This window comes from Caulobacter sp. (assembly GCF_017744445.1).
Classification (GTDB): Bacteria; Pseudomonadota; Alphaproteobacteria; order Caulobacterales; family Caulobacteraceae; genus Caulobacter.
In genome coordinates this window covers 1-582 of sequence record NZ_JAGIBH010000128.1, presented here as the reverse complement: position 1 = coordinate 582, position 582 = coordinate 1, and the positions used below count along the sequence as shown (strand labels likewise).

Genomic DNA, 582 nt, shown 5'->3' with positions numbered 1-582 from the left:
AACCCGGTGGTGTGCACGCTGCCGGCCGGCACCGTCGCCGGACGCTACAGCGTCACCTACACGGCCACCGTCACCACCGCGGCGACCACCTCGGTCGGCAACACCGTCACCCCCGACCAGGGCACCTGTACCGATTGCAGCACCAGCCATCCGCTGGTCACCGTCGCCACCAGCAAGAGCGTGGACGTGGGCGATGGCACGCCGGTGCAGCGCGGGCAGACGCTGGTCTACACGCTGGCGGTCGCGGGCTATGAGCTCGGCACGCTCACCAGCCCGCTCACGCTGACCGACACCCTCGGCACCGGCCTGAGCTTCAGCGCCATCACCAGCCCCGGCGCGTTCACCTGCACCGGCGGCAATCCGGTGCGCTGCACGCTGCCCGCCGGCACCGGCGCGGGCACCTATCCGGTCAGCTACAGCGTGCTGGTCAACGACGCGGCGACCACCTCGGTCGGCAACAGCGTCGTGCCCGACCAGGGCACCTGCACGGACTGCACCACCACCAACCCGCTGGTGGACATCACCACGGTCAAGAGCGCCGCGCCGGCGCATGGCCCGGTCCGGCCGCCGACGGCACAATGC

Annotated in this window: 1 protein-coding gene; it reads left to right on the top strand. The window is 71.6% G+C overall.

Annotated features, from left to right (window positions below; genetic code table 11):
- Positions 1-582 (top strand): hypothetical protein (locus J7528_RS24020; RefSeq protein ID WP_291879885.1); only part of this gene is annotated, 582 nt, incomplete at both ends.